At 71.8% G+C, this 10,471-nt stretch carries 10 protein-coding genes; 6 read left to right on the forward strand and 4 right to left on the reverse strand.

Features of this window, described 5'->3' with window-relative positions:
* From EF918_RS26440 to EF918_RS26455, 4 genes are all read left to right on the forward strand, one after another.
* Positions 1 to 1,654, forward strand: a 1,654-nt coding sequence (locus EF918_RS26440; protein ID WP_312847867.1) for a PQQ-binding-like beta-propeller repeat protein, incomplete at its 5' end; no start/stop codon positions are given.
* A 128-nt stretch (positions 1,655 to 1,782) separates the two neighbouring features.
* Entirely contained in the window at positions 1,783 to 2,466 is a 684-nt protein-coding gene (locus tag EF918_RS26445; RefSeq protein ID WP_125651252.1) for a LuxR C-terminal-related transcriptional regulator, read from the forward strand.
* A gap of 88 nt (positions 2,467 to 2,554) precedes the next feature.
* The gene (gene galE / locus EF918_RS26450) at positions 2,555 to 3,523 is read left to right on the forward strand and encodes a UDP-glucose 4-epimerase GalE (RefSeq protein ID WP_125651236.1); all 969 of its coding nucleotides are present in this window, start codon (positions 2,555 to 2,557) and stop codon (positions 3,521 to 3,523) included.
* Positions 3,524 to 3,983: 460 nt separating this feature from the next.
* Positions 3,984 to 4,745: a response regulator transcription factor gene (locus tag EF918_RS26455; RefSeq protein WP_125651254.1), complete on the forward strand. Its 762-nt coding sequence runs from the start codon at positions 3,984 to 3,986 to the stop codon at positions 4,743 to 4,745.
* On the opposite strand, the gene EF918_RS26460 is transcribed toward EF918_RS26455, so the two are convergent.
* On the reverse strand, positions 4,704 to 5,201 hold the full coding sequence (locus tag EF918_RS26460) for a MarR family winged helix-turn-helix transcriptional regulator (RefSeq protein WP_125651238.1): 498 nt from the start codon (positions 5,199 to 5,201) through the stop codon (positions 4,704 to 4,706). The genes EF918_RS26455 and EF918_RS26460 overlap by 42 nt on opposite strands.
* A 162-nt stretch (positions 5,202 to 5,363) precedes the next feature.
* On the opposite strand from EF918_RS26460, the gene EF918_RS26465 reads away from it, so the two are divergent.
* Both EF918_RS26465 and EF918_RS26470 read left to right on the forward strand, forming a co-directional pair.
* Positions 5,364 to 6,233, forward strand: a complete 870-nt coding sequence (locus EF918_RS26465) for a trans-aconitate 2-methyltransferase (protein WP_125651240.1) — start codon at positions 5,364 to 5,366, stop codon at positions 6,231 to 6,233.
* A gap of 4 nt (positions 6,234 to 6,237) precedes the next feature.
* Entirely contained in the window at positions 6,238 to 6,600 is a 363-nt protein-coding gene (locus tag EF918_RS26470) for a VOC family protein (RefSeq protein WP_125651242.1), read from the forward strand.
* A 93-nt stretch (positions 6,601 to 6,693) separates the two neighbouring features.
* Here EF918_RS26470 and EF918_RS26475 read toward each other — a convergent pair whose 3' ends face one another.
* The 3 genes from EF918_RS26475 to EF918_RS26485 all read right to left on the reverse strand — a co-directional run bounded on the left by EF918_RS26475 (position 6,694) and on the right by EF918_RS26485 (position 10,313).
* Positions 6,694 to 8,436: a VCBS repeat-containing protein gene (locus EF918_RS26475; RefSeq protein WP_125651244.1), complete on the reverse strand. Its 1,743-nt coding sequence runs from the start codon at positions 8,434 to 8,436 to the stop codon at positions 6,694 to 6,696.
* Positions 8,437 to 8,658: 222 nt separating this feature from the next.
* The gene (locus EF918_RS26480) at positions 8,659 to 9,336 is read right to left on the reverse strand and encodes a TetR/AcrR family transcriptional regulator (RefSeq protein WP_125651246.1); all 678 of its coding nucleotides are present in this window, start codon (positions 9,334 to 9,336) and stop codon (positions 8,659 to 8,661) included.
* Positions 9,333 to 10,313, reverse strand: coding sequence for a fatty acid desaturase (locus EF918_RS26485; protein ID WP_125651248.1), 981 nt, complete (start codon positions 10,311 to 10,313; stop codon positions 9,333 to 9,335). Before EF918_RS26485 ends, EF918_RS26480 begins: the two co-directional genes overlap by 4 nt.
* Positions 10,314 to 10,471: the final 158 nt, after the last annotated feature.

Here is a 10,471-nt window from a genome sequence, read left to right on the forward strand (position 1 = left end):
CCCGCAGGCCCCGCACCAGCCGCCGCAGCAGCCCGGCGTGCCCGCGCAGCCCGGCTACGGCTACCCGCAGCAGCAGCAGCCGCAGCCCGGGTACGGCTACCCGCAGCCGCAGCCCCCGCAGCAGCCGCCGGGCTACGGATACCCGCAGCAGCCCGGCGCCTCGCCCTGGGGCCCGCAGCCCGGCACCGTGCCGATGGCGGCCTCCCCGGCCCCGGCACCGGCCGGCGGCGACAGCAACAAGCGCAACCAGCTGATGATCATCGTCGCGGCGGTCGTCGCCATCGCCCTGATCGTCGGCGGCGGCTTCTGGCTGACCTCCGGTGACGACGAGGACGGCAAGAAGCCCACGGCCAACGGCCAGGGCACCGGCGGCGACAAGCCCGGCGCCGCCGGCGGCACCGAGAAGGTGCCGTCGAACACCAAGTCCAAGACGCTGGTGAACGTCCCCGTCCCGCAGGTCAACGACGTGACCTTCACCGGCGGCTCCTGGGTCACCGACGCCGTCTACGCCAAGTCCGACGTGGGCAAGGTCGTCGGCTACAACATGAGCGACGGCGCCAAGAAGTGGGAGATCCCGGTCCCCGCGCCGCTGTGCGGGGCGTCCCGCCACGTCAGCGACAACAAGACGGCCGTCCTGTTCCAGGAGGCCCAGCCCTCCGAGCAGAACAAGTACCCCAAGTGCACCCAGGTCGGCGTCATCGACCTGAACGCGGGCAAGATGCTGTGGTCGGGCGCCGCCCAGACGGTCACCAGCGGTGACAAGAAGGTGGACTTCAAGGAGGTCACCGTCTCCGGCCAGACCGTCGCCGCGGGCGGCCTGGGCGGCGGCGCCGCCTGGAACCTCGCCGACGGCAAGAACCTGTGGCTGCCCAAGCCGGACGCCGAGAAGTGCTACGACATGGGGTACGCGGGCGGCGAGGCCCTCGCCGTCATCCGCAAGTGCGGCGGCTACGACCAGGAGTACCTGCTGGCGCAGGTCCTCGACCCCACCACGGGCGCGCCCAAGCTCTCGTACAAGATGTCGCCGGGCGTGAAGTGGGCGAGCATCGTCTCGACCAAGCCGCTGGTGGTCGGTGCCGACCTCGGTGACACCGCCAAGAACGCCACCGGCGTCAGCGACCTGTTCGTCATCGACGACTCCGGCCAGCTCAAGGCCAAGATCGAGCTGGCCAGCGGCAACTACGACCCGCGCTGCGGCCCCACCGAGGTGGAGTCCTGCAGCAAGATCGTCGTGGGCAACGGCAAGGTCTACGTGCCCTCCGTCGAGCACCAGGGCGCCTCGTCCAGCGGCCGCACCAACGAGCTGCTCTCGTTCGACCTGAACACCGGCAAGCAGACCACGGACCGCGCCGACGCCGGTGAGCGCTACACCATGTTCCCGATGCGCATGGACGGGTCCAACATCATCGCGTACAAGAATCCGCCCTACGACAAGGGCGGGCAGGTCGTCAGCATCGACGGCGCGACGATGAAGGAGACCCTGCTCATGGAGAACCCGGCGGACAAGGAGCTCGTCCGCACCGAGGCCCGCTTCTCGCCGGAGTACTCGGAGTTCCGCTACCACAACGGCCGCCTGTTCCTGTCCGACCGGCTGATCAACAAGGCCCGGCCGGGCGACCAGGAGTACCTGATCGTCTCGTTCGCCGCGAACTGACGCCCGCACGTAGGCGCCCGAGCCCCCGGAAGGTCCGTCCTTCCGGGGGCTTCTCGTCGGTATCGGGCGCACGGCGTCGAACAAGCGTGTAGCTTGCCGGGGCAGAAGGGTCGGGGGTGGGTGCCGCAATGGGCGTACGGGTCGTGGTGGTCGACGAGCACCGGCTGCTGGCCGAGGCGCTCGCCTCGGCGCTGAAGCTGCGCGGTCACCGGGTGCTGGCCGCGACCGCCCCGGCGGCGGGCGCCGCCGAGCTGGTCATCAGCCGCTCGCCGGAGGTCTGCCTGCTGGGCACGGCCACCCCCGCCGAGCCCGGGGTGTTCGACCCGGTGGTGCGGATCAAGAAGGAGCGGCCGCAGATCGCGGTCGTGGTCCTCGGCCCGGTGCCGAACCCGCGCGGGATCGCCGCCGCCTTCGCCGCCGGCGCCTCGGGCTACGTACGCCAGGACGAGCGGATCGAGGGCGTGGAGCGGGCCCTGGCCAAGGCCCGGGCCGGTGAGGCGGCCGTGGCCCCGCAGCTGCTCCAGGGGGCCTTCGCGGAGCTGCTCAACCCCGCCGCCCAGCCCGACGACGAGGCCGGCCGGCTGCTGCGGATGCTGACCCCGCGCGAGATCGAGGTGCTGGTGCGGGTCGCCGAGGGCGAGGACACCCGGCTGATCGCGGCGGGGATGGCGATCGCCCCGAGCACGGCCCGTACGCACGTCCAGCGGGTGCTGATGAAGCTGGGTGTCGGGTCGCGGCTGGAGGCGGCGGCGCTGGCCGCCCGGACCGGGCTGCTGGACCGGGCCACCGGGCAGCTCCCGGCCGGTCCCTGAACCGCCCGATTTCCCCGCAGCACCGTCCATGGGGTAAGCCAGAGTCGTCAACCCGGACGGGTGCATCCATGCGAGAGGTAGTAGGCGAGTGAGCAAGTACCTGGTCACCGGCGGCGCCGGATACGTGGGCAGCGTGTGCGCGGCCCATCTCCTGGAGGCCGGCCACGAGGTCACGGTCCTCGACAACTTCTCCACCGGCTTCCGCGAGGGCGTCCCCGCGGGTGCCACGCTGATCGAGGCCGACATCCGCGAGGCGGGCCGGTACCTGGACGACTCCTACGACGCGGTGCTCCACTTCGCGGCCTTCTCGCAGGTCGGCGAGTCCGTGGTGAACCCGGGCAAGTACTGGGACAACAACGTCGGCGGCACCATGGAGCTGCTGGCCGCCATGCGCGGCGCCGGGGTGCGCAAGCTGGTGTTCTCCTCGACCGCCGCCACCTACGGCGAGCCGGAGTCCACCCCGATCACCGAGACCATGCCGACCGCGCCGACCAACCCGTACGGCGCCTCCAAGCTGGCCGTGGACCACATGATCACCGGTGAGGCGGCGGCGCACGGCCTGGCCGCGGTCTCGCTGCGCTACTTCAACGTGGCGGGCGCCTACGGCGCGTACGGCGAGCGGCACGACCCCGAGAGCCACCTGATCCCGCTGGTCCTCCAGGTGGCCCTGGGGCAGCGCGCCGCGATCTCGGTGTTCGGCGAGGACTACCCGACCCCCGACGGCACCTGTGTGCGCGACTACATCCACGTCGCCGACCTCGCCGAGGCGCACCTGGCCGCGCTGGACGCGGCCGTGGCCGGCGAGCACCTGATCTGCAACCTGGGCAACGGCAACGGCTTCTCGGTCCGCGAGGTCGTCGAGACCGTCCGCAAGGTCACCGGGCACGAGATCCCCGAGGTCGTCGCCGAGCGCCGGGCCGGCGACCCGGCCGTCCTGGTGGCGTCCGCCGCGCGGGCGCACGAGCGGCTCGGCTGGACCCCGCGCCGCCCGGACCTGGCCGGGATCGTCGCCGACGCCTGGGAGTTCGCCCAGGCGCGGCGGGCCGAGCAGGCCTGACCCGTACCGGTTCCGGCGGGCTCGTACCCGGCGCACGGCCCCGGCGCGTGAGATCGCTCGCGCGCCGGGGCCGTGCCGTGTGCGCGGGCGCCCGGCGCGCGCACGCTGCGTGAAATGCACCGTGCGCACCTGCCGGTGGCACGGTCGCGGTCGCAGAATGGTTTCGCGAAGGTCCGTCAGGGGCCAATTCCAGCCATCCCGGGCGGCGTTCGGAGCCTCTGGGCCGGAAAATCGCTCGGAAAACTTCTGCTATTCGGCCAACCACAGGACGCCCGGGGCCCTACGCTGATGCGTGACACCGGTGGGGGCCGGTGTTGATTCAGGGGTCGAGACACATCGGGTACGACGTCCGGTCCGGGGTAGCAGTAGAAGTCACGGCGGCGGCCGGGGCGGCTGCGGAACCCCCCGGGTCCGGGCGTCGTACCCGCCGCTGTCCGTTCCCCGACCCTTGGGGGTGTCTGTGGTTCGTATCCGGGTTCTCGTGGTGGACGATCACCGCATCTTCGCCGAGTCGCTCGCGGCCGCACTGGCGGCCGAGCCCGACGTGGACGTGTCCGCGGCCGGGAGCGCCCCGGCGGCCCTGCGCTGTCTGGACCGTGCGGTCGCCGAGGGCCGCCGCTTCGACGTGCTGCTCGTGGACGCCGACCTCGGCGGCACGGGCACCCTGCCCGCGCAGCGGGAGTCGGGCTCCGGCCCGCCGTCGGCCGGGGAGGGCATCGCGCTGGTCGCGGGCGTGCGCGCGGCCCATTCCGGGGTGCGCACGGTGGTCCTCGCCGAGCGCGACGACCCGCGCCGGGCCGCGCTGGCCCTCCAGGCGGGCGCCTCGGGCTGGGTGGCCAAGGACTGTTCGCTCTCCCGCCTGCTGGCCGTCGTCCGCGGGGTGCTGCGGGAGGAGACCCACCTGCCGCCGGCGCTGCTGACGGGGGTGCTGCGGGAGCTCACGGCCGCCCGCAAGCACCGTACGGACAGCGAGCGCCTGGTGGAGTCCCTGACCCCGCGCGAGCACGAGGTGCTGCGCTGCATGGTGGCGGGGCTGGGCCGCAAGGAGGTGGCCGCCCGGCTGTTCCTGTCCCCGCACACCGTCCGCACCCACATGCAGAACGTGCTGGGCAAGCTCGGCGTGCACTCCACGCTCGCGGCCGTCGCCCTGGCCCGCCGGGCGGGGGTGCGGCCGGCGGAGCTAGCCGGGGATGTTGTCGAACGGAGCGGTCAGCTGGCGTAGCAGGGCCGCCAGATCGCCGCGCTGGGCGCGGGAGAGCTGGGCGAGGATCGCCCGCTCCTGCGCCAGCAGGCCGGCGAGCGCCTGGTCGGCGCGGTCGCGGCCCTCGGGGGTCAGGCGGACCAGCACCCCCCGGCGGTCGTTGGGGTCGGGCAGGCGCTCGACCAGGCCCTTCTTGGCGAGCCGGTCGATGCGGTTGGTCATGGTGCCGGAGGTGACCAGCGTCTGGGTGAGCAGCTGTCCCGGGGAGAGCTGATACGGCGCGCCCGCGCGGCGCAGCGAGGTGAGGACGTCGAACTCCCACGGCTCGAGGCCGTGCTCGGAGAAGGCGAGCCGACGGGCCCGGTCGAGGTGGCGCGCCAGCCGGCTGACGCGGCTGAGCACTTCGAGCGGTTCCACGTCGAGGTCAGGGCGCTCCCGCCGCCATGCCGCGACCAATCGGTCGACCTCGTCCTCCATGCCGCTCAGTGTAAGGGATCTATCGATGTGAAGTATCTTCATCTGGAGTTTCTCGTGATCAAGCATCTTGACATCGAGATATATTCGGGGCGACCCTGGGGCATGGAGGGGGCCGGGAACCGCTTCCGCTCCACCCCGCCCCGCCAGTAGGGAGGCTCGAACATGCATTCCGATGCCGCGCCGGCCGTCCGTCCGCTCACGGCCACCGAGGGCCCCACCCCCTCAGCGCCCACCTGGGACCCCCAGCAGTACCTGCGTCACGCCGGCCACCGCACCCGCCCCTTCGTCGACCTGCTCGCCCGGATACCGGAGCTGCCCGCCCCGGCCCCCCGCATCGCTGACCTCGGCTGCGGCCCGGGCAATGTGACCGCCCTGCTCGCCGACCGCTGGGCCAAGGCGCGCATCACCGGCTACGACCTCTCGCCCGAGATGCTGGAACGGGCCACCGCGGAGTACGCCGGGGCGACCCCCGGCGGCGGCAGCCTCGACTTCCGGCCCGCCGACATCGCCTCCTGGCTGCCCGAGGAGCCCTTCGACCTGATCGTCTCCAACGCCGCCCTGCAGTGGGTCCCCAGCCACCCCGCCTCCTTCGCCGCCTGGATCCACGGCCTGCGGCCCGGCGGCACCTTTGCCTTCCAGATCCCCGGCAACTTCCAGGCGCCCAGCCACAGCCTCCTCGCCGCCCTGTGCGACACCCCGCGCTGGCGGCCCCGCCTGGCGGGCCTGGGCGCACGCTACGTCCACCTGCTGGAGCCGGGCGAGTACCTGGCCCGGCTCACCGAGCTCGGCTGCACGGTCGAGGTCTGGGAGACCACGTACTACCAGTTGCTGACCGGCCCCGACCCCGTCCTGGACTGGGTCAAGGGCACCGCCCTGCGCCCGGTGCTGACCGCCCTCGGCGACGACCACGAAGCCGCCTCCGACTTCCTGCTCCAGTACCGCGACCTGCTCCGCGGCGCCTACCCCCCGGGCCCCCGGGGCACCGTCTTCCCGTTCCGGCGCGTCTTCGCCGTCGCCCGCAAGGAGAACTGACCCCGTGCTCAGTGCCGTCGACCACGTCCAGCTCGCCGCCCCGCCCGGCTCCGAGGACCTCCTGCGCACCTACTACCAGGACGTCCTGGGCATGACGGAGATCCCCAAACCGCCCGTCCTCGCCGCCCGCGGCGGCTGCTGGTTCGCCGCCGGGCCCGTCCAGCTCCACCTGGGCGTGGAGGAGGACTTCCACCCCGCCCGCAAGGCCCACCCGGGCCTGCGCGTGACCGGCATCGAGGCCTACGCCGCCCGCCTGGAGGAACGCGGCGCCCAGGTCGTGTGGGACCACAACCTCCCCGGCCACCAACGCTTCTACTCCGAGGACCCCGTCGGCAACCGCCTGGAGTTCCTGGAGCCCACCGCATGAGCATCCCCGGGAGCACCCGCCCCCGGTGACGCCACGGCGCCCCGCCCCGGAGCAACACTCCGGGACGGGGCGCCGTCGTACCGCGCGCCGGGATCAGCCGATGCTGCGGTAGGTGAAGCCGTTGCCGAGGGAGACCGCACCGGACCACACGGCGCTGCCGTACGGGTTGTCCGCGACCTTGCGGAACGCGTTGCCGTCGCTGTCGACCAGGATCAGGTCCGCCTTGCCGTCACCGGTCACATCGCCGGGCGAGGTCACCGAGACCAGGTTCGGGGTGAACACGTTGGTCACGAACCAGCGGCCCTTGAACGGCGCGGACGCGTTGCCCGTGGCCTGGTGGTAGTACAGGTCGCCGCCCGGCGTGACACCCGCGACGTCGGCGTAGCCGTCGCCGTTGAAGTCGCCCGAGGCGATGAACTTGTACTGGTCCCAGCCGCCGCCCACGTTGATCGGGGCCGCGAACTTGTTGCCCGAGCCGTCGCCCTGGTGGACGTAGAGGTTGCCCCAGACGTCACGGGTCAGCAGGTCGCCCTTGCCGTCACCGGAGACGTCGCCGCCGCCGACCACGTAGCTGGTGACGCCCCACCAGTCACCGGCGATGGACTGACCGGTGGTGCGGTTGGTCAGGCCCCACTGGTTGAACTGGAGCTGGTGACCCCAGTTCCGCTTGTCCAGGCCGGCCGCCAGGACGAGCTTCGAGCCGTCGTCCGGCCACACGAAGCTGCCCGACTTGAACGGGGAGAGGAAGCCGCCGTCGAGCTTGTTGACCCGCTGCCAGGCCTGGCCGGCCGCGTCGATCCCGCCGATGCTCTTCTTGCCGTAGACCGGGGTGATGCTGGCTCCGACGAACATCTCCAGGTTCGTCCAGCCCTTGCCGCAGTCGTACTGCCAGGTGAACTTGCCGTTGCCCTCGGAGAAGTGGCAGAAGAGGTCGCCCGTGCCGGTGACGCCCATCAGGTCGGCCTTGCCGTCGCCGTCGAGGTCGTCGGCGGCGATCAGCTGGCTGTAGAACGTCCAGCCGCTGGCGATCTGCGTACGCCACTGCAGCACGTTGGAGCCGTTGCCGGAGCCGCGGTGCAGGAAGAGCTCACCGGTGGGCAGACGGCCGATGACGTCGGCCGCGCCGTCGCCGTCGACGTCGCCCGCACCCAGGATCTGGTCGTACTGCTCCCAGCCGCTGCTGACCTTGACCCGGCCCGCGAACGGGTTGGAGACGTTGCCGGTGCCCGCGTAGTAGTACAGGTCACCGGAGGGGGTGCGGGCCAGCAGGTCCTGGCGGCCGTCACGGTTGAGGTCCCCGGCCGCGATCACACGGTTGTAGACCTGCCAGCCGGTGCCGGTCCACAGCGGGGCCCCGGCCCAGTTGCCCGAGGTCTCGCGCATCTGCAGCTTGCCGTCGAAGGTCAGCGTCAGGATCTCGGGGTTCCAGTTCCCGACGGCGTTGCCGAGCCCGATGATGTCCTTGACGGTCTCCTGCTCGTCGCCCTCGATGCGGAAGTCGACGACCGGGGATTCCGGCCGGCTGGTGGGGAAGGCGCCCGTGTAGCCGGCGCTCGTGCGGAACAGCAGGTCGCTGAAGCCGTCACCGTCCAGGTCCAGGCGCGGCTGCAGCTTGCCCGCGGTCGCGCCCTGCGCGGTCTGCGCGCCCTGCGCGGCGGCCCGGCCGCGGTCCGGACGGGTGACGGTCGGCTTGACCGCCGGGGCGACGGCCGCGGGCCGGTCCGAGGCCTTGCCGGCGGCCGAGGCCGGGCCGGCGGAGAGGAGGGTGCCCGCGGAGAGCGCCAGAGCCGTGCAGGCGGCGAGGCGGGCGAAGCGCTGGGAGCGCGTGGAGGACAAGAGGTTTCTCCCCTGAGTAGCAAGGTGAAACCGGGTGGACGCGTGAACATCCACGCGCGCAGGCGCACGGGCATGCGGAGATGCCCGGCCTGCGCCGTCGGTGGTTTGTGCGTTCCCCCCCGGGAAGTGATCACAGCGTAAGCCGGGGGGACCGCGAGGAAGAAGTGGTTTCCCGTACAACCTTTCGACGCGTCGGTGATCGTCGGGACCGGCCCCGACGGCTCAGCTCTTGCGGTGCCCCACCAGCCGGGGCTTGGACTCCAGGCCGTCCAGACCGTGCCAGGCCAGGTTCACCAGGTGGGCCGCGACCTCCGCCTTCTTGGGGCGGCGCACGTCCAGCCACCACTGGCCCGTCAGGGCCACCATGCCCACCAGCGCCTGCGCGTACAGCGGGGCCAGCTTCGGGTCGAAACCGCGCGCCTTGAACTCCAGACCCAGGATGTCCTCCACCTGAGTAGCGATATCGCTGATCAGCGAGGCGAAGGTGCCCGTCGACTGCGCCACCGGGGAATCCCGCACCAGGATCCGGAACCCGTCCGTGTACGTCTCGATGTAGTCCAGCAGGGCGAACGCAGCCTGCTCCAGCAGCTCCCGCGGATGCCCCGCCGTCAGCGCCCCCGTGACCATGTCCAGCAGCTGGCGCATCTCCCGGTCGACCACGACCGCGTACAGGCCCTCCTTGCCGCCGAAGTGCTCGTAGACCACCGGCTTGGACACCCCGGCCTTCGCCGCGATCTCCTCCACCGACGTGCCCTCGAAGCCCTTCTCGGCGAACAGGGTACGACCGATGTCCAGCAGTTGCTGGCGCCGCTCGGCGCCCGTCATCCGCACCCTGCGGCCGCGCCGCGGCCTGTCACTGCTGGAACTGCTACCGCCGTCGATCGCCACGCCCCCCATCATGCCGCGTTCGACGGGTTTTCCTTGCGTCGGGCGTCGATCCGGGCCCCCGACGGCCAGCGCACGTCCGACGCCCAGCCGAGCTGCTCGAACCAGCGGATCAGCCGCGCACTGGAATCCACCTGCCCCCGCAGCACTCCGTGCCGCGCCGACGTCGGGTCCGCATGGTGCAGGTTGTGCCACGACTCGCCGCACGACAGCACCGCCAGCCACCACACGTTCCCCGAACGGTCCCGCGACCGGAACGGACGATTGCCCACCGCATGACAGATCGAATTGATCGACCAGGTGACGTGGTGCAACAGCGCCACCCGCACCAAGGACCCCCAGAAGAACGCCGTGAACGCACCCCACCAGGACATCGTCACCACACCCCCCACCAGCGGCGGGATCGCCAGCGACACGACCGTCCACAGCACGAACTGGCGGCTGACCCGTCGCAACGCCGGATCCTTGATCAGATCCGGGGCGTACTTGCGCTGATCGGTCTGCTCCTCGTCGAACAGCCACCCGATGTGCGCCCACCACAGCCCCTTCAGCAACGCCGGGACCGTCTCCCCGAACCGCCACGGCGAATGCGGGTCACCCTCGGCGTCCGAGAACTTGTGGTGCTTGCGGTGATCGGCCACCCAGCGCACCAGCGGCCCCTCCACCGCCATCGACCCGGCGATCGCCAGCGCGATCCGCAACGGACGCCTCGCCTTGAAGGAACCGTGCGTGAAATGACGGTGGTAGCCCACCGTGATCCCGTGGCACGCCACGAAATACATCAGGGCCATCAGGCCGAGATCCAGCCAGCTCACCCCCCAGCCCCAGGCCAGCGGAACCGCCGCCAGCAGCGCCACGAACGGCACCGTGATGAACAGCAGCAGGGCGATCTGCTCGATCGACCGCTTCTGCTCACCGCCGAGCGTCGCGGACGTCTCGGCCTCGTCCGAGAGCGCCGCAGCGCTCTCCATCAGATCGGGCGAAAGGGTCATAAGGTTCCCCGGGGGTGGAGGGAGTCGGCAGGAGCCGCAGGGTCACGACGGCTACGGGACCGTAACCTACGGCAACGTAAGTATGGCAAAGGCGCGCCCCGCGCCCGGCCGTGCTACGCCGCCGCCGGTAGCTCCGGACGCAGCGGCCAGTGCGGGTC

The sequence above is a fragment of the Streptomyces sp. WAC06614 genome (assembly GCF_003949795.1).
Taxonomy (GTDB): Bacteria; Actinomycetota; Actinomycetes; order Streptomycetales; family Streptomycetaceae; genus Streptomyces.

Excerpts from the sequence above, each read along its gene's own strand:
- EF918_RS26445 (WP_125651252.1), top strand. The coding sequence starts at position 1,783 with ATGGGCGTACGGGTCGTGGTGGTCGACGAGCACCGGCTGCTGGCCGAG.
- EF918_RS26460 (WP_125651238.1), bottom strand. The coding sequence starts at position 5,201 with ATGGAGGACGAGGTCGACCGATTGGTCGCGGCATGGCGGCGGGAGCGC.
- EF918_RS26465 (WP_125651240.1), top strand. The coding sequence starts at position 5,364 with ATGCATTCCGATGCCGCGCCGGCCGTCCGTCCGCTCACGGCCACCGAG.
- EF918_RS26480 (WP_125651246.1), bottom strand. The coding sequence starts at position 9,336 with ATGATGGGGGGCGTGGCGATCGACGGCGGTAGCAGTTCCAGCAGTGAC.
- EF918_RS26485 (WP_125651248.1), bottom strand. The coding sequence starts at position 10,313 with ATGACCCTTTCGCCCGATCTGATGGAGAGCGCTGCGGCGCTCTCGGAC.